Annotated in this window: 11 protein-coding genes and 4 pseudogenes; 10 read left to right on the top strand and 5 right to left on the bottom strand. The window is 58.6% G+C overall.

What is annotated here, in order from left to right; genetic code table 11:
* Positions 1-23: 23 nt before the first annotated feature.
* The 5 genes and pseudogenes from RI103_RS38320 (at position 24) to RI103_RS38300 (ending at position 8,142) form a co-directional block, all read left to right on the top strand.
* On the top strand, positions 24-2,909 hold the full coding sequence (locus tag RI103_RS38320) for a winged helix-turn-helix domain-containing protein (RefSeq protein WP_310819420.1): 2,886 nt from the start codon (positions 24-26) through the stop codon (positions 2,907-2,909).
* Between the two features lie 483 nt (positions 2,910-3,392).
* A pseudogene (locus RI103_RS38315) lies at positions 3,393-4,211 on the top strand (IS5 family transposase).
* Between the two features lie 21 nt (positions 4,212-4,232).
* Positions 4,233-4,943, top strand: coding sequence for an HD domain-containing protein (locus RI103_RS38310; RefSeq protein WP_310819419.1), 711 nt, complete (start codon positions 4,233-4,235; stop codon positions 4,941-4,943).
* A gap of 40 nt (positions 4,944-4,983) precedes the next feature.
* On the top strand, positions 4,984-6,432 hold the full coding sequence (locus RI103_RS38305; protein WP_310819418.1) for a catalase: 1,449 nt from the start codon (positions 4,984-4,986) through the stop codon (positions 6,430-6,432).
* A gap of 819 nt (positions 6,433-7,251) precedes the next feature.
* Complete coding sequence (locus RI103_RS38300) at positions 7,252-8,142, top strand: recombinase family protein (RefSeq protein ID WP_310819417.1); 891 nt, start codon at positions 7,252-7,254, stop codon at positions 8,140-8,142.
* 84 nt (positions 8,143-8,226) lie between these two features.
* Here RI103_RS38300 and RI103_RS38295 read toward each other — a convergent pair.
* Positions 8,227-8,388: pseudogene (locus RI103_RS38295) on the bottom strand (IS110 family transposase); the annotation flags it as partial.
* Positions 8,389-8,729: 341 nt separating this feature from the next.
* On the opposite strand from RI103_RS38295, the gene RI103_RS38290 reads away from it, so the two are divergent.
* The 5 genes from RI103_RS38290 to RI103_RS38270 all read left to right on the top strand — a co-directional run bounded on the left by RI103_RS38290 (position 8,730) and on the right by RI103_RS38270 (position 13,548).
* Positions 8,730-9,317, top strand: a complete 588-nt coding sequence (locus RI103_RS38290; protein ID WP_310819416.1) for a VOC family protein — start codon at positions 8,730-8,732, stop codon at positions 9,315-9,317.
* Between the two features lie 309 nt (positions 9,318-9,626).
* The gene (locus RI103_RS38285) at positions 9,627-10,940 is read left to right on the top strand and encodes an MFS transporter (RefSeq protein WP_310819415.1); all 1,314 of its coding nucleotides are present in this window, start codon (positions 9,627-9,629) and stop codon (positions 10,938-10,940) included.
* A gap of 362 nt (positions 10,941-11,302) precedes the next feature.
* Complete coding sequence (locus RI103_RS38280) at positions 11,303-12,145, top strand: fumarylacetoacetate hydrolase family protein (RefSeq protein ID WP_310819414.1); 843 nt, start codon at positions 11,303-11,305, stop codon at positions 12,143-12,145.
* A gap of 61 nt (positions 12,146-12,206) precedes the next feature.
* The gene (locus RI103_RS38275; RefSeq protein WP_310819413.1) at positions 12,207-12,872 is read left to right on the top strand and encodes a polysaccharide deacetylase family protein; all 666 of its coding nucleotides are present in this window, start codon (positions 12,207-12,209) and stop codon (positions 12,870-12,872) included.
* Positions 12,873-13,047: 175 nt separating this feature from the next.
* A complete protein-coding gene (locus RI103_RS38270; protein ID WP_310819412.1) occupies positions 13,048-13,548 on the top strand; it encodes a VOC family protein in 501 nt (166 codons plus the stop codon).
* A gap of 961 nt (positions 13,549-14,509) precedes the next feature.
* On the opposite strand, the gene istB (RI103_RS38265) is transcribed toward RI103_RS38270, so the two are convergent.
* The 4 genes and pseudogenes from istB (RI103_RS38265) to RI103_RS38250 all read right to left on the bottom strand — a co-directional run.
* On the bottom strand, positions 14,510-15,328 hold the full coding sequence (gene istB / locus RI103_RS38265; RefSeq protein ID WP_310819411.1) for an IS21-like element helper ATPase IstB: 819 nt from the start codon (positions 15,326-15,328) through the stop codon (positions 14,510-14,512).
* A pseudogene (locus RI103_RS38260) lies at positions 15,325-15,765 on the bottom strand (IS21 family transposase); the annotation flags it as partial. The pseudogene RI103_RS38260 and the gene istB (RI103_RS38265), both read right to left, overlap by 4 nt.
* Positions 15,766-15,856: 91 nt before the next feature.
* Positions 15,857-16,645 (bottom strand): IS21-like element helper ATPase IstB, encoded by a 789-nt coding sequence (gene istB, locus RI103_RS38255; RefSeq protein ID WP_253045107.1) that lies wholly within the window; start codon positions 16,643-16,645, stop codon positions 15,857-15,859.
* Between the two features lie 8 nt (positions 16,646-16,653).
* A pseudogene (locus RI103_RS38250) lies at positions 16,654-17,633 on the bottom strand (transposase); the annotation flags it as partial.
* Positions 17,634-17,716: the final 83 nt, after the last annotated feature.

Genomic DNA, 17,716 nt, shown 5'->3' with positions numbered 1-17,716 from the left:
GCGACCCACGATTAAGGTAGGATGTGAACCGTTCTCACGATGTGCGAGACGATGAGATCGCATTATTCGGCCCGTTTCGCCTGCTTGCTGCGGAACGACTTCTTTATCAGGGAGACGTTGCTCTTCGATTGGGCAGTCGCGCGCTCGAGATCCTGATCGTGCTGGTCGAACGTGCGGGCGAAGTCGTCAGCAAGCGTGACCTGATAGCGCGCGTCTGGCCGGACGTCGTCGTTGACGAGAGCAGTCTTCGGGTGCAATTGGTCAGCCTTCGCAAGGCGCTTGGCGACGGGCAGGCCGGCGCGAGGTATGTGACCAATGTCCCGGGCAGAGGCTACTGTTTTGTCGCTCCAGTTTCGCGTGCCGCTACGCCAGGGCGGCTTCAGGCCATAACAGAACAACCCGTCGCGGCCTCGAAGCCTGTTTCGGGCTACGACACCCAGCTTCCCGCCCAACTGACGCGCATGGTCGGTCGCGAAGATGCCGTCCGGACCATTTCAAGCCAGCTTGCCGGTCAGCGCTTCGTCAGCATCGTGGGGCCAGGCGGCATGGGTAAAACCACCGTCGCTGTATCTGTGAGCCATGTCTTTGTTGCGGAATTCGAGGTTCCGGCATGCTTCGTCGACCTCGGCGCGCTTACCACACCAGAGCTCGTCGCCGCCACGATTGCGTCGGCACTTGGCATCGTGGTTCAGTCCGCCAACCCGCTGCCGAGCCTTATGGCTTTTCTCCAACACAGGCGGCTACTACTCGTCCTAGATTGTTGCGAGCATGTGGTGGAGGCAACAGCCACGTTGGCGGAACGCATCTTCAGGGACGCTCCGCAGGTGCATATCCTCGCGACAAGCCGGGAGAAGCTGCGTGTCGAGGGCGAGCACGTCCATCGGTTGATGCCGTTGGAGAGCCCACCCGACGAAGAAGGGCTGACGGCCGCGAAGGCACTGGCATACCCGGCTGTGCAGCTTTTCGTGGAGCGGGCGGCCGCGGGCGACAATGGCTTCGAGCTGAGCGACGGGGATGCCTCTATCGTCGCCGACATCTGCCGCAAGCTCGACGGCATCGCTCTGGCAATCGAACTTGTGGCCGGCCGCGTCGATGCGTACGGTATTCGTGGAACCGCGGAGTTCCTCAATAACCGCTTCGGGTTGCTCTGGCGGAGCCGACGCACGGCGCTGCCCCGTCATCAGACGCTGAACGCGATGCTCGACTGGAGCTACCGCCTGCTCACCGCCTTCGAGCAAACCATCCTTTGCCGGCTTTCCCTATTCGTTGGCACGTTTTCCCTTGACGCGGCGCGGGCCGTCGCGGCGGATGTTGATGTCGACGAAGCCCGGGTCGTGGATGCCGTGGGCAGTCTCGTCGCGAAGTCGCTTGCGTCGGCGGAGAAAGCTGGTGACGCGACGATGCGTTACCGGCTACTCGACACCACGCGCGCGTACGTTACCTCGAAACTCGCGGAAAGTGGCGAAATGGACGCGGCCGCACGACGTCACGCGATCTATTTCTGCGAATTTCTCGAAGGTGCTAACGCCGCTGATGGTCATGGCCTGGTGGAGTGCGCCCAGCAGCTTGGAAATGTGCGCGCGGCTCTGGACTGGAGTTTCTCGGACCGCGGGGACCCCTGCGTCGGCACTGCGCTGGTCGCCGCGTCGGCCCCCCTCTTCCTCCAGCTCTCACTGCTGTGCGAGTGTCGGCGCTGGACGGAGCGCGCCCTGGCCCTAATCGAATCTGCCACTCGCGGGAGCCGCCGAGAGATGGAATTGCAGGCATCGCTCGGGCTGTCGTCGATGTTCACCACGGGCAACCGTGAGGAGGTCCGCTCAGCATTGACTCGTGGACTCGAACTCGCGGAATCGCTCCATGAGCCGTACCATCAACTCAGGCTGCTTGGCGGTCTCAACATCTTTCTGACACGGATCGGAGATTTCAGAGGCGCGCTGAAGGTCGCGCAGCAGAGCGAGATCGTGGCCAAGGCACTGGCCGTTCCGGCCGCCGCCGCATTGGCAGACTGTATGCTGGGCGTGGCGCATCACCTCATCGGGAACCAGGCGAGCGCCAGAGCGCACTGCGAAACTGCGGTGGTTCGCGCGATCGCGTCCCACCGTATGAACATGATCCAGTTCGGCTGCGATCACCGTATCCGTGCGCTGGTCGCTCTCGCACGAACGTTATGGCTTCAGGGCTACCCGGACCAGGCCGTGACGGTTGCACGTCAAACGATCCACGAGGCTGACCAGTTCAAGCATCCCGTCAGCCTCTCCAGCGCACTGATCTGGACCTCGTCCGTGTTCACCTGGAGCGGAGACTGGACGACGGCGGAAGCCATCATCGAGCGGTTGGTCGCTCACACCGCACGGCATTCGCTCGGGCCATGTCAGGCTGTGAGCCTAGGTCTGACGGGTGAATTGTCGATCAGGCGCGGCAATGCGCAATGCGGTGTCCAGTTGCTCCGCTGGTGTCTGGAGGAACTGTATGCCGGGCGCCATCACATCCTTACTCCAGTTTTGGCGAGCGCCTTGGCGGAAGGTTTGATGGTGCTGGGAAACATCAAGGACGCTGTCGCCACAATCGATTACGCGCTGGCGAGGGTCGCGGAGAACGGTGGATCGAGCGAGACGCCCGAGATTCTGCGCATCAAGGGACGGATCCTCGCTTCAGCGCCGCGGTCAGATCCGTCGGAAGTCAAGGACTGGCTCTTACGCTCGCTCGAATCGGCGCGTCAGCAATCAGCCCTGGGCTGGGAACTGCGAACAGCAACGACGCTCGCACGTTTGCTGTCCGATCAAGAACGCCGAACGGAAGCGCATGACCTGCTTGCCGGAGTCTATGGCCGGTTTACCGAAGGATTCGGCACGTCCGATCTCAAGAAAGCGAGGCGCCTTCTAGACGATCTGAGTCGCACTGTCGATTGACCGTCAAGCGAGGCGCCCGGTCGGTCCTTTGCAACGGGCGCTGGCCGCCAAAATTCATCCGTTCTGCAAACATCACAGTCATGACATGCCGGCTTACATGTCTTCGCATTTATTCACAACGTTTAACGCGCCATGATGCCGATGTTTGATCATAGTGTCGTATAGAACGCCGTTCAAAAATTACTGAGTAAGCCTGATACATCATGGAGTGAGCCAAGTGCGATCCCCAAGCTTTCCGGAGAACGGCGCAGCGCATGTTGGCGTTCGCGAAGGTGGTGTTCGATGTGGCTTCGTTGATCTTGATCATTAGCGAGGCTCACGCTGGAACGGTCGACGTCATAGTCAGTGGTGCGCTATCCAGAATAGGCTGCGCGTCCTCCGCACACTAATAAGCTAAGAGGCCAGTTCAAAGACCCCTGAGGGGGCTGTTTACTTTCTCGGCAAGCGGTTAACCTTGGATGTCTGGACAACGGAACCCAAGGGATGGAAGCGCCGATCATTGATGATGAATTGTGGGCACTGATCGAACCGTTACTGCCGCCGCCCAAGCCACGGCGCAAAGAGCATCCTGGCCGCCCACGCGTATCGGATCGGGCGGCGTTGAATGGCATCCTGTTCGTGCTGAGGACGGGGCTACGATGGAACCACCTGCCGACCATATTGGGCTTTGGCTCCGACGCAACCTGCTGGCGACGACTGCACGCCTGGCAGAAGGCTGGTGTGTGGGACCGGCTGCACGAACTGCTGCTCGACAAGCTGCGCGAGGCTGGCCAGATCGACCTCTCACACGCCGCGGTCGATTCCTCGTCGGTACGAGCCGTTGGGGCGGGCGAAAAACTGGCCCGAACCCCACGAATCGCGCGCGACCCGGTTCCAAACACCACATCCTCGTGGACGCAAACGGCGTTCCCATCAGCGCGGTCCTGGCCGGCGCGAAGCGCAACGACGTCACCCAACTGCTGCCGCTTGTTGTCGCGATCCCGCCGATTCGTGGCGTGCGCGGACCGGCCGTTTTCAGAAGCCCAAGCTCGCCTATGCCGATCGTGGCTACGATTCCGACCCGCATCGTCAGCGACTTCGCGAGCGCGACATCAAGCCGGTGGTCGCGAAGCGTCGCACTGAACATGGAGCGTCCTAGGGAAATTCCGCTGGGTGGTTGAACGGACTCACTCGTGGCTCCGCAACTTCCGTCGTCTTCGTATTCGCTTCGATCGCCGAGCCGACATTCACGAAGCGTTCTTGAAACTCGGTTGCGCCCTTGTCTGCTGGAGCATCTTCAGGCGTACGGAGCAACCTTTTTGAACTGGCCTCTAAGGAACCGAAATGACTAACACGATCATCGCAGGCATCAAGATACCGAACAGCGCAATCGCACGCGCGGCCACCGACCTGGTACGCGATACCGAAACCGACCTGCTGTACAACCATTCCCGGCGGGTGTTCCTGTTTGGAGCCCTGAGCGGAGAACGCAAGGGCCTGAAGTACGACTCGGAACTACTGTACCTCGGCGCCATGTTCCACGACATGGGCCTGATGCCGGCGTATAGCAGCGAGGGTTACCGTTTCGAGGTGGATGGCGCCAATGCTGCGCGCGATTTCATGATGCAGTATGGCATGAACGAGTACGACATCGAACAGGTGTGGTTGTCGATTGCGCTGCATACCACGCCTGGCGTGCCTGAACACCTGAAGCCGGTGGTCGCGCTCGTCACCGCCGGGGTCGAGATGGACGTGCTTGGCATGGCCTACCATGAGTTCAGCGACGAACAACGGATTCAGGTCGTGGCTGCACATCCGCGTGAGAAGACGTTCAGGAACGGCATCATCGATGCCTTTGCGAAAGGAACGATCAAGAAGCCCGAGACGACCTTCGGCAACGTCAAGGCCGACGTGCTCGAGCTTCGCGATCCGTCGTACAAGCGCCTGAACTTCTGCCAGATCATCCTCGGTTCCGCATGGGACGACAGCAACGCCGGTCACGCTCACGATGCGGGCTGCGGTTGCAACACCACTTCGACCGTGAAGGATATCTGAATGACCGCCGTCACCATATTGCAAAGATAGAGGATCTCTCATGAAAAAATTGACTACCGTTTTCGGCGCCCCGGTCGCCGACAATCAGAACATTCGCACCGCGGGGCCACGCGGCCCGGCACTGCTTGAAGACGTATGGTTTCTCGAGAAGCTGGCCCATTTCGACCGCGAAGTGATTCCTGAGCGTCGGATGCACGCGAAAGGTTCCGGCGCGTTCGGCACTTTCACGGTCACCCACGACATTACGAAATACACGCGGGCCGCGATTTTTTCCGAAGTTGGCAAGAAGACGGAGATGTTCGCGCGTTTTTCAACGGTTGCGGGTGAACGCGGCGCGGCGGACGCCGAGCGGGATATCCGCGGCTTCGCGTTGAAGTTTTACACTGAAGAAGGTAACTGGGATCTGGTCGGCAACAACACGCCAGTGTTCTTCCTGCGTGATCCGCTCAAGTTCCCGGACCTGAACCACGCGATCAAGCGCGATCCGCGCACCGGCTTGCGCAGCGCGCAGAGCAACTGGGACTTCTGGACGCAACTGCCGGAAGCATTGCATCAAATCACGATTGTCATGAGCGATCGCGGCATTCCGAAGACGTTCCGTCATATGCACGGGTTCGGCAGCCACACCTTCAGTTTCATCAATGCCGCTCACGAACGCTTCTGGGTGAAGTTCCATTTTCGCTCGCAACAGGGGATCGAAAACCTGACGGACGCGGAGGCAGCGGCGCTGGTCGGCCACGATCGCGAGACGCATCATCGCGACCTGTACGAAGCGATTGAGCGCCAGGAGTTCCCACGCTGGACGATGTACGTGCAGATCATGCCGGAGAAGGAAGCAGGTAGCTATCCGATCAATCCGTTCGATCTGACGAAAGTCTGGCCGAAGCGTGACTTTCCGCTCATCGAAGTCGGTGCGGTGGAGTTGAACCGCAATCCAACCAATTTTTTTAGCGACGTAGAGCAGGCCGCTTTTGCTCCCGCCAACGTGGTGCCCGGCATCAGCTTCTCGCCCGACAAGATGTTGCAAGGCCGGCTGTTCTCGTACGGAGATGCCCAACGCTATCGCCTGAGTGTCAACTACCATCAGGTTCCGGTGAATGCGCCGCGTGGAGCGAAGTACGTGCATAGCTACCATCGTGACGGTCTGATGCGCGTTGATACCAATGCAGGCGGCGCCACGCCATATGAGCCGAACACGCGGGGCGAGTGGCAGGAGCAACCTGACTTTCGCGAACCACCGCTGTCGATTGACGGCTCGGCGGATCACTGGAACCATCGCCTCGACGACGACTACTATTCTCAGCCGGGAGCATTGTTCCGCATGATGAAGGCGGAGCAGCAGCAGACCTTGTTCGATAACACAGCACGAGCGCTGAATGGCGTATCGAAGCCGGTCCAGCAATTACATATCGAGCACTGCGCCCAAGCGGATCCTGCCTACGGCGCGGGCGTCGCCAAGGCAATCGCCAAGCTGCTTGAAGGGCTGTGAGCCTGGGGCGGCAGGAGAGGCTGGACGACACGGGGCGTCCAGCATATGGACGCCCCGTGCTCGACCAAGGCCGTTTTCCAGCCACATGCAACGCCCACTTGTCTTGCCACGCGAAGTCTAGACCACTTACGACGTCGACGACCATCCACCAAAAGCCTTCACAATCGGAAGGCGTTATGTTTAGCCGTGAATTCTGCGGAGTTGCATCGAACGGAACACAACATGGATCGGTTCTACGGACCTCCATGGGTTCCGCAACCTCAGGCATAGTTGTGGCGCAGCGTCCTTTCCCCGTTTGCAGAGCGGTACTGCGAATATCTTCTGGAGCGGGGCTATGCGCCGAGTGACCTTGCCCCTATTTGACGAATCCCATTACCGAGGGGGTTTATGCGGCCTCGCCTTGTTGGGCTGCCAGCCAGTTCCTCTCGAAAGTCCTGGGGCTGACGTCGTCGAGTGTCGAGTGTAACCGGCGTGCATTGTACAAGCCGACAACACAACACCCATATTAGCGAATCAAAGGAAGTTCTTTATCGCTGGCACCCGTGGTACGGGCGCACGGTGTGGATTTTTCAGGACCGTCGATAGGAAGAATGCAGAGATGGTTTCGCGCTGCGCGCTGGAACCGTTCGAGACGGCGCGTTTGCTGGAAGTGCCGCAGTGGATGTTCGATCCAGGTGCCTGCTGTCGCGTCACTGCTGCAACGTCTCCCGCCGTCAACTGTGAAGCGTTGCGGAAGCGCCTGTTGGCGCAGAGACCCCGTGCCGGGCAGAACGGTGTGGTACAAGCCGAGCACCATCCTTTACCCCGTAGGAGGTGCTGATGCGACGCCAGACAATCCGCAACCGGGCGGTCAACTCTACCTGTTCCGTCCTTTTCCGAAGACACCACAATGGGCGCACCTGCCGCAAGAGGTCCGGCAGCAGACAGTGCGTTTGCTGGCGCAATTGCCGAGGCAACAGCCTGAACGAATACGAGCTGGAACTGTTGCGTCAGCGTTCGCTCGAAGCTCGGCGGGAGAAGGCCAAACGCGGCGAACGCATCGTCGCGGCGCCGGTGGGTTACCTCAAGACCGAAGACCAGCGCCTGGAGAAGAATCCGGATTTGCGCGTGCAGGACGCCATCCGCTCAGTATTCCGCCAGTTCGGCGCGATAGGTTCGGTGCGTCAGACGTTGTTATGGTTCCTGGAGCATGGCCTGCAATTGCCAGCTTGCACGCCGCGCGGCGAGATCCAATGGAAACGGCCGAGCTACGGCACGGTGTACCGGATCCTGACCAACCCGATCTACGGTGGCACGTATGCATATGGCAAGACCGAATGCGCGATCAATTACGAGGCTGGGGAGCCGCGCAAACGTGATCGCCGCAAACCGCGGGATCAGTGGCTTGCGCTCATTCCGAATGCCCACGACGGGTACGTTGACTGGGACGAATTCGAACGGATCCAGTGCGCGATCAGTGGCAACCTGGGTCTAGCCGGGCACGCTGGCGCACCGAAAAACGGCGGGGCCCTGCTGGCGGGAGTGTTGCGCTGCAGCCGCTGCGCGGGCAAGCTGACGCTACTCTACACGGGTAACAGGCACGACGCCTTGCGCTATAGCTATCATCGCGGCTGGCTGGACAGGGGACAACCGCGCTGTATTGCGTTCGGTGGCACACGCGCGGACGCGGCCATCGCCGGTCTTGCAAGTCGTTCAACCGGCGGCAATTGAGGCAGCAATCGTGGCGCGCGAAGAAGAGACCCTGAAGCAGGACGAAGTCCTGGCCGCGTTGCAGCGGGATCTTCAGGCGGCACGCTACGCCGCGCAACGCGGATCAGCCAGGATGAGCGGGTATAGTTCCCGGACGATATAGCGCTTGAAGCAGCGGTGGATCTCCTTGTTCGACACGCCTTCCTTCGTCCGACGATCCACGTAGATCCGGGTACGTGGATTACTCCGCATGCGAACCATCGCAATGGGTTGTGACAACAAATCGCATTGATTCACACCTCTTAACTTGTCCGCGGAAATATCGTCTGGAGACAATCACTCCAGCCAAAAAGGATCGCAGGGCTCTGTGCCATGACCGGCACTAGGATCGCGGCTGGCGACGAGGTCTTTCGGCCCGTGCGCACCCGCAGCGGCCCAGCCAACGCTGACGCATTGATTTTCGCGCTTGCATTGCAATGCCTCGGTGCTGCCGATTCGGCCCGAGCAAATGTCTATTTGCATCCGCGTGGACCAGGGTAAATCCCACGGTGCAACTGACGTTACCTGGATCAGCACCGTTTAACCGCGTCGCCCAGAAGGAGATAAGTGTGGAGATAAATCAACAGCAGGCAATGCTCGCCGCACGTGCCGTAAGGCTCGCCAATAATCGAATTCGCGGCTGGCATCATCATGCGGTGCGCACGCGTGACATGGTCGCGACCCGCAAGTTTTACGAGGAGGCGCTACAACTTCCGCTAGTGGGGACCTGGGTTGAGGCATTCGATGTAATCAAGCAAACGCCGTCGAATTATATGCATTGTTTTTTTGAACTTGGCGACGGCAGTGCGCTCGCGTTTTTCCAGTTCGAAGAGGGCATGCGCGAAGATCTGATGCCCATGCCGAGGGATCCGTACGAACATCATGTCGCGCTGGGCGTTGATTCCATCGAAATGGTCGACTACTTCCGCAAGCGCCTTGAGGAGGCGGGGTCTGAGATCATGATGGTGGATCATGGCTATTGTTACTCATGCTACACGCAGGATCCGAACGGGATGATCGTGGAAATCTCGACGATTGTACCGAATGGTTTTCCGATTTTGGAAGCCGCGGCGAAAACTGCGGCTGCGGACCTGGCAAGATGGCTGGATGGCGTTAGTGAATCTAACAATCGATGGCGAGGCACCACAAAGACCTGACATGCCTGCCCCGGGAGCGCTTCAGACGGGTTACTTGTCGTAGGGCAGGGCGATGCTAAGCCTTGCTGTACGACTCGTTTGCTCGAATTTCGCGCAGCGAGCCAGATAGGTGGAACGCTGCATAGCTGAAGTGCTTCGCTGAAAGGCGGTCTATGCGAATGGGCCGCCACATGAAAGGGTGTGATACTTCTCGAATGATTCTGAACGATGCCCTAAAAGTGAATGATGCCGGGCAACGGTAACGGGGATCCGAATGCGGTCTGGTTGTCCCTTTGGCGATTTAAAACACACGACACGGAGACACAGACCATGGCGCGCAGCGACATGATTGTTGACCAACCGCCTATGGCGACAGCTCTGTCTGCGACGACAGACTCCCTTTACAGAAAGATCGGCTGGCGTTTGATACCGCTGCTCTTTCTCGGTTATTTGTTTGCCTATCTCGATCGCATAAACATCGGCTTCGCTGCGTTGCAAATGAAAAGCGACCTCAGGTTTACCGATACCGTCTACGGCCTGGGTGCCGGAATTTTCTTCGCGAGCTATTTCGTCTGTGAGGTTCCAAGCAACCTGCTGCTACAGAAAATTGGCGCCCGGCTAACGATCGCACGCATCATGATCTGCTGGGGACTGACATCATGCTTGATGATGTTAGTACACAGCCCGGGCTCTTTCTATGCGATGCGCGTGCTGCTCGGCGTCTTCGAAGCCGGCTTTGCTCCAGGCGTAATGCTGTATCTGACGTTCTGGTATCCGAGCGCGAGACTCGCGCAAATGACGGCCTTGTTCCTGAGCGGGAGCACGGTCGCCGGTCTGATCGGGTCACCATTATCCGGGTTGATTCTCGACCACATGAGCGGCGCTTATGGGCTGCGCGGCTGGCAGTGGCTATTCCTGCTCGAAGGCATTCCGACGGTCATTCTTGGTCTGGTAGCGTTAAAGTTGTTGCCAGACGGGCCACGCGTTGCCGGCTGGCTCACTACTGACGAAAAGCGCCGCGTGACAGAGCCGTTGACGCCTGCCCGCGCGCACGCCGCGGACGGCTTCCGCGAAGCGTTTCGTGATCCCAACGTGTATGTGATCGCGTTCGCGTGGTTCACCATTGTTTGTGGCCTCTACGCCGTCGCTTTCTGGATGCCAGTGATGCTTCGGGCGGCGGGGGCAGGAAGCGCGTCACATATCGGACTCTGCTCAATCATTCCTTATGGCTCGGGCGCGATAGGCATGGTGCTGCTCTCCCGGCATTCGGATCGCGTCGAGGAGCGTCGATGGCATTCTGCATGTTGCGCGCTTGTCGGCGCAGCAGCACTCGTGCTGATTCCATTTGCAGGACTTAACCTGGCGCTCGTAGTGCTGGCGTTGTCGGTCGCAACTATCGCTGTTTTCGCCGCCATGCCTATCCTGCTGGCGATTCCGATGACCGCTCTGTCACCACGCGCGGCGCCGGGTGGAATCGCGCTGATCAACTGCATTGGTTTGACCGGCGGTTTCGTTAGCCCGTTCATGCTGGGCTGGATCAAGACCTCCACTGGTAACTTGAACAATGGGCTTTATGTCATCGCGGGAATGTTGGTGCTGGGTGCGATGGTTATCGTACGTGTTGTCCGGATTCCACCAGAGTAGGGGAGGAGGCGTTTGTCGGCCTTCGAATTCTCTCTTTAAAAGGCTTCGCCCCAATCCGGGACAGAGGAGGCAACGCGGACGACAAACGGCAACGCAACTATCAGACAGGGGCAGATTCCATCGACTGCTTGCGCGTTTTTGATGGAATCAGGGTGGCGCTAAGGAGAACGCAGGACTGCAGGAATGGATTAGAACGAAAACTGGAAACCATTCATGTGGACCGTTGCCGCTGATTTCCCCTTTGAAAGGCTGGGACTTGTTGGCGAATCTGCGGGCGAAACATTAGTTCATATTATGGGTAGAACATATATATTTATATTGTTCATATATTTTTACAGTCTACGACGTTAGGATCAACAGCCATGAAACTTTTGCGTTACGGCCTAATGGGTCAGGAACGTCCAGGAATCCTTGATTCGATGGGAAACATCCGTGCCTTACGCCCAATCGTGCGTGACATTGATGCCACCGTGCTTTCGCCTGAGGGCCTGCGATTCCTCTCGGCGCTCGACGTCAGCAAGCTGCCGTTGGTAAGCAATCCCGGCCGACTGGGTTCGCCGATCGGGGCGGTGCGCGAAATAATCGCTATCGGCCTGAATTATCGGGAGCACGCGAAGGAGTCGGGGCTGCCGATTCCTTCCGAGCCAGTGGTGTTCGGCAAATCAACCTCATCCATCAGCGGCCCGGACGACGACATCCTGTTGCCACCCGGGTCGAAGAAAACCGATTGGGAAATCGAGTTGGGTATCGTTATCGGAGCGGTTGCCAGGCGTGTCACCAAAGAGGTCGCGCGGAAATACGTAGCGGGCTACTGTATGGTCAACGATGTGTCCGAACGGGCCTGGCAGATCGAGCGCGGCGGCCAATGGGGTAAAGGCAAGAGCTTCGACACCTTTACTCCGGTCGGACCGTGGCTTGTCACTGGCGACGAACTCGACCCGAATGCGCTCGACCTCAACTTGCAGGTGAATGGCCGGACGTGCCAACAGGGCAATACATCGGACCTGATCTTCGATGTTGATGCAGTGGTGAGCTACGTCAGTCAGTTCATGACCTTGATGCCCGGCGACCTGATCATTACCGGCACTCCAGCCGGTGTGGGACTGGGTATGAAGCCGCCCAAATACCTCGCAGACGGCGATGTGATTGACATGAGCATGACAGGCCTTGGCACGCAACGGCATGCAGTCATAAAAGCGCTCTGAGAGTGACCGACAAGGCAGCGACCGGTCTTATTGTACGGCTTCACCAGCGGCGAATGAGATTGTGAAAAAGATAACTCTGACGTTTGACAACGGGCCGACACCAGGCGTAACGGGCAAGGTTCTCGACATCCTTGCGAGAAGGAGCCTTGATGCAACTTTCATGGTAGTAGGGCAAAACCTATTTGATCCGTCGGCCGCTGCGCTGCTCGATGAAGTCAGCGCAGCGGGGCATTGGATCGGCAATCACTCGCTCACGCACACGGTCGCGTTCGGCGAGCGGCGCGACGCAGAGTACGTCGAACACGAGATCGGCGAGACGCAGCGGTTGCTCGGTTGCCACGCGCACTCAAGGCGCTTTTTCCGGCCATTCGGGAACAACGGTTTGCTCGGTCCGCATTTGCTGTGCGAAGCCGCGCTGACTTACCTGCTGCGCAATCGGTACACAAGCGTGTTGTGGAACAGCGTGCCGCACGATTGGGACGACCAGGCCAGCTGGGTCGAGCGTTGCCTGGCGGACGTCGCCCGGCAGGACTGGACGGTGGCTGTGCTTCACGACATCGCTAACGCTTCGCTCGCGAGGTTGCCCGAATTGCTGGATCGGCTCGACGATGCCGGCGTGGAGTTCACCCAGGAGTTTCCGGAGGAGGTAATCGTGACCCGCGATGGCGAGCCGGTTTCCCTTTTGGACACCTACGTCGCGGAGCGCAATCTGCCGGCGGCGAACTGACATCGGACGGGGTGGAAGCAGATAGCGCCGTGCCTGCGGCCCGGTATGGGAAGGCCATCTGCTTGCGAGGCCTGACCGGCTGTGCAGGCTGATCAAGAGCGAGCCCCGATCAGCATTGTTTACTACTGTGTTTTTCAGAAGGAGATAAGTGTGGAGATAGATCAACAGCAGGAAAATGTTCACCGCACGTGCCGCACGGCTCGCAAATAATCGAATTTGCGGCTGGCACCATCATGCTGTGCGCACGCGTGACATGGTTGCGACCCGTAAATTTTACGAGGAGGTGCTGCAACTTCCACTTGTTGGAACCTGGGTAGAGAGTTTCGATGTAATCAAGCAAACGCCATCGAATTACGTGCATTGTTTTTTCGAACTTGGTGATGGCAGTGCGCTTCCGTTTTTCCAGTTCGAGGAAGGCATGCGGGACGAACTCATGCCGATGCCGAAGGATCCCTACGAGCATCACGTTGCGCTGGGTGTTGATTTCATCGAGATGGTCGAGTGGTTCCGGAAGCGGCTTGAAGAATCGGGAGCCTCCATCTTGATGGTCGATCACGGTTACTGCTACTCCTGTTACACACAGGACCCGAACGGGATGATCGTGGAAATCTCGACGATCGTACCGAACGGTATCCCCATTCTCGAAACCGCCGAGAAAATCTTGCGAGATGGTTAGATGGCATCCGTGCATCTAACAATCGCTGGCGAGGCACCACGAAGACGCGACGAGCCTTGCCCCGATAAGGCTTCAGTCGGCGTTACGTGTCGAAACACAGGGCAAAGCTGGACCTCGGGGCCCGCGCCTGTTCGCGCGAATCTCCTCAGTGAGCTAAATATGCGGAATTCTACATAGCCACGGAGCTGCGCTGCCAGGCGGCTTATTCGAATAGTCAATGGGGGGAAAGGAGCTATTGAGATTTAGCGAATGTGAACGACGCCTCCCGGGTGAATGACGCAGGTCAGGTATGACGGGGGGAATGCCGTTTCCTTGACGACCCTCCTCGCTGACCCAAATAGACAACACGGAGATACAGTCCATGGCGTGCAACGAATGATTGTTGACCAGTCGGCCACCTGAAGGCTTAATCTGCGGATTAAGATCCCCTCTACAAAAAAATCGGCTGGCGTCAGATTCCGCTGCTTTTTCTTGGGCGCGATCAGATCTGAAGTGCAACACCTTCCTCGTGTAGGGTGCGCACATCCAAAAAAGAAGAACGTATCAACAGTTTCAGCCTGAAGATCGCATGACCATTGCAAGCATGAAGCAGCAGCAGGGTTCGAGTGTTCGGGCCATGGCCCGAACACTCGGGCGCCCTGGCATCAACTGTGAGCCGCGAGCTGACCAGAAACACGTGTTCTTTCGTGGGCTATGCGTCTGCCCCGGCGCAGTCGCTCAACACGAGCCGACTAATAGTGAGGCTCGCCGGACCGACCGGGGGTCTGAGAGCGGGGCAAAGGTATAAGGATGGACTCCCCAGGAACCTGGGAGAACCCTGTGTTTGACTAATCTTACGTGGGCCCGAGGCACGTGTGGGTGACTTCGGAGAAGGGCCGGGCAATGGTGTCAACGGCACTCAGGATTTGATACAGTTTCTGTCGGCATCGGCACTTCAGATTTGATACACCGGGTTGTAGTGTTATTGCGGTGCCGACCGCATTCCGTTGGCGGCGTTCTCCTTTGTTGTAGTCGATCTCTTCATAATTAGTCCGGCGCGTCGCTTGTCGCGTAGTCGATAGCTCTCGCCCTGGATTGCCACGACGTGAGCGTGATGCAATAGCCGGTCGAGCATGGCAGCAGTGAGCGTTGCGTCATCGGCGAACGTCTGGTCCCACTGCCCAAACGGAAGGTTACTGGTCACGATCAGACTGCCACGCTCGTATCGTTTGGCGATCACCTGGAAGAACAGGTTGGCCTGCTCACGGCTCATCGGCAGGTATCCGATCTCATCGATGATCAACAGCCTGTACGGGTTGACGAATCGTTTTAGCGCGTCTCCCAACTGATTCTGTCGATGTGCTGTGGTCGGTGTCATCAGCAGGTCCGCTGCGGTGATGAAGCGCACCTTGATCCCAGCTTGCGTTGCTGCATAACCAAGTGCCATTGCAATGTGCGTTTTGCCTGTGCCACTCGGTCCGAGTAATACGACGTTCTCGTTTCGCTCCAGAAACGTCAGACTCGCCAGCTCCTGGACCTGAGATCTAGGCACACCGCTGGCTGCTGCGAAGTCGAAGCCGTCGAGGGTCTTGATCGTCGGGAAGCCTGCCAGGCGCGCAAACGTCGCGCGCTGTCTGACGAGCCGCGCTGTGTGCTCGGCCTTTAGTACCGATTCGAGAAACTCTGTCAGGTTCACCTCGTCGGCGATCGCCTTTTGCGCCAGGTGTGGCAACGCGTCCGCGATGGTCGTGAGCTTCAGTTGGGCGCATAGCTGCGCCACGCGTTCGTGTGCGATGTTCATGCGGCAACCCGAATCAGCTGGTCGTACACGGACAGCGGGTGCTGTAGCGGAGACAGCCAGTCGTGGAATCGCTCGCGCAACTCTTGTCCGCTCGCCGGTGTCGTTGCTGGTAACAGCGCCGGATACGGTGGCGGTACGCTCTGCAAGGCCTTCTGCTCAATAAGCAGTTGCTCGCCTGGCTTCAACCGGGTCGTTCCATGTATCCGGACATGCGCAACTTCGCGTAGCCAACGCCAGACTTCAGCGTTGGCGGTCGTCACGTCCAGTTCGACGTTGGCCGTCTTGAACTGAGCGGCCAACGGAACGTAAAAACTGCGGCGCAAATATCCGTTCATCCGTTCAACCTTGCCTTTGGTCTTCGCGCGATAGGGCCGACAAAGCTGCGGCTGAAACCCGTAGTGCCGGGCGAAGTCGAGAGACCCCGGCTGGAAGCGGTGCTGCTTCTGTCACCTTTCGGCGTAATGGCGCCGGGCATTTTCGCCGTAATGACGCCACTGGAAACGGGCAATTCGAGGGCTCGAACGGGGATCAAGGTTGCTTGATTTTGCCTCCTTTTGCAAGCTCGGTTCTGAGCGTTTCCACGCCCGGTTTTAGTCCGCGATAGCTCTCACCGTCGAGGACGATTTTGTGAGCGCCATGACGCAAGCGGTCGAGGGTTGCCGCGCCGATCATCTTGTTACCTGGGAATGCTTCCCCCCATTCTGGAAAGTCCAGATTCGAAGTTAAAATCGTTGCTGCGCGCTCATAACGCTCGGCGATCAGGTCGTGGAAGTCTTCATCATCTGGCGAACGCAATGGCTTAAGACCAAAGTCGTCAATGATCAGAAGTGGAAGCTTGGCGAGATACTGGAAACGACGGTCGTAAGTGCCCACGGCTGCCGCGCTGCGCAGGCTTGCTAATAATTGGCTTTGTGTTGAGAACAGCACATCGTGTCCTTGCCGGGCTGCAGCGTGTCCGAGGGCTTGCGCAAGATGGCTTTTCCCCGTTCCGCAAGGCCCGGCAATCAGGACCGCCACCTTCTCGTCAATAAATCGGCACGTGGCGAGATCATGGATAGCGGCTCGATTCAGCCCTGGTAGCCGGTCGAAGTCGAATCCTTCGAGGGTCTTCTGGCTACGGAAGTTGGCGCGTCGCATGCGCAGGCTGAGCTTTTTGTTATCGCGCCGGGCTACTTCGTCATGAATGAGCAGCGAAAGGAATTCGGTGAACGCAAGCTTGCGATCGATGGCCTCGCGGTTTCGCGCTTCCAGTGAATCGAGGATGCCGGACAAGCGCAGCTGTTTAAGCAGTGGAGTCAGTTCAGGAATGGGATGCATGGCCGTCCTTATTGGAGAATGGTTTGTGTGTTGCGGCAGAAACGGCCCCCTTCGGTGTAGGTGCTCGCCAGCGCATCAAAGGCGTTTAACACCGTCAGCTGATCCAATCCCTTTTGCAGGATGGTTTTAACTGCTGTGTAATGCGGCGTGCCGTAGTGATTGGCGCGCGAGCACGCAGCTTCAAGGCGGACTGCTCCGTATTTCTGTTTGAGCCGCAAAACGCCTTGCACCGAGCGTATCTTGATTAAGACTTTGTCGCCGAAGAGCGCCTGAACGAGGGCATGGCAGGCAGGCCCGATCTGCTCAGCAGTTGCCAGGCACCACTGGGTGTCCTGCAATTGCCACGCTTGGGCAGCGGAGGGCAAGTGATCGTCTACCGTGCGACGGCCGCCCGCGCGAGTAAGACGGACGTGGGCTGCGACCGATTCCTGCCCGCGATACAGCATCACCATGGTGTCGGTCGCCTTGAGCCACAGTTCCTGGCCGACCAGCCTATACGGGACCGAGTAAAAACTCGGCTCGAACTGGACATGAGCGTCGCGGTGCACCTTGGCCTTCGCCCATACTGCGAGCTCCGGCGGCACATCCGGCAAGCTGATCAGCAGGCTTCGCTCGACTTCCGCGAAGCGCTTGAGCGGCATCTCGCGAGTCGTACCGTGAATGCGGTTGCCGGCTTCGTTAGTTACCCACGCGTGTACTTGGCGATTGGCGTCAGCCAAGCCACGAAACTCGCGTAAGGGCAAGAAGCCTCGCTTCACAAATTGACGCCCGATTCCACGATTCCCTTTTTTTGCGGATCCCTTGGCGGACAAGCATCAATCTTGAAACCGTATCCTTCTGCGCACTCGCCGTATGCGCGCTGCACCTCGGGCTCGTAATAGCACGCGCGCGTGATTGCACATTTACAATTGTCGATGATGACCCGAGCCGGCACACCACCAAATGCCTCGAAGGCGCGCCGGTGACATCCCAGCCAGGTCGCTACCGTTTACGCCGAAAACGCCGTGGCTCCATTACGCCGGAAATCCGGTGGCGCCATTACGCCGAAAACGAAATGGCGCCTATATGCCG

Source organism: Paraburkholderia sp. FT54, assembly GCF_031585635.1.
Lineage (GTDB): Bacteria > Pseudomonadota > Gammaproteobacteria > Burkholderiales > Burkholderiaceae > Paraburkholderia.
This window is presented reverse-complemented; position numbering and strand designations above follow the sequence as displayed.